Genomic DNA, 850 nt, shown 5'->3' on the forward strand with positions numbered 1-850 from the left:
ACAGCTTCGGCGGAGAGCGTGATTTTCCTTTTCTCATACCATTACCGCCTTATGATTTCTTCATTTTACGGCGTTTGTAGAAGAAGATACCTGCCAGTCCAGCACCAGAAGTTAAAAGAAGTACAAGCAGTTCGTAAAGGTTGGTGTTATCGCCCGTTTTGGGACTGTCGCTAGGTCTGCTAGGCTTTTCTGGTGTCTGTGGTGTTTCGGGTTTCTCTGGTTCTTTTGGGACTTCTGGTTTTTCCTTAAAGGTAATCGTCTGTCCCTTATCCTCAATATCCTTATGCTCGGTAACTTTCTTCGGCTCGTCTGGATTGCTTAAATCGTACAATTCTTCAAAAGTTACAAGCTGTTTTCCGTTAAAAGAAGTAGCGTCAAAAGTAAAGGCAACTTCTACTTTCATGTTTTCGCTGTCAGCGGTAAAAGTGTAATCACTTTCCACACGCTTTCCATTGATAAGAAGTTCTGCATTTTCTTTTTTCAACATCTGCCAGCCCTTTAACTGATATTTTGTGCCGACTTCTAAGCCCTCTAAAGTAACCGTATCAATGATTGTAACGTCTTTTCCAGCTTCAAGCTCTTTGTTGCCGTCCTTATCCGTAGCAGTCGTATGAATTTTGATGATACGCTCTGTGATAAGTACCGTCTGCCCGTCGTCCTCAATGTCTTTGTGTTCCGCAACTTTTACGGGTTCGTCTGGATTGCTGAAATTATACAATTCTTCAAAGGTAACAAGGTTCTTGCCACCTAAAGCAGACGCATTGAATGTATAGGAAATTTCCACTTTCATTTCCTCATCATCAGCGATAAAGGTATAGTCGTTTTCTACACGTTTCCCGTCAATGATAAG

The 850-nt window shown here is 41.8% G+C and carries 1 pseudogene; it reads right to left on the minus strand.

What is annotated here, in order from left to right:
• Positions 1-49: 49 nt before the first annotated feature.
• Positions 50-850: pseudogene (locus tag HMPREF0373_RS06510) on the minus strand (SrtB-anchored collagen-binding adhesin); the annotation flags it as partial.

The organism is Eubacterium ramulus ATCC 29099, assembly GCF_000469345.1.
Lineage (GTDB): Bacteria > Bacillota > Clostridia > Lachnospirales > Lachnospiraceae > Eubacterium_I > Eubacterium_I ramulus.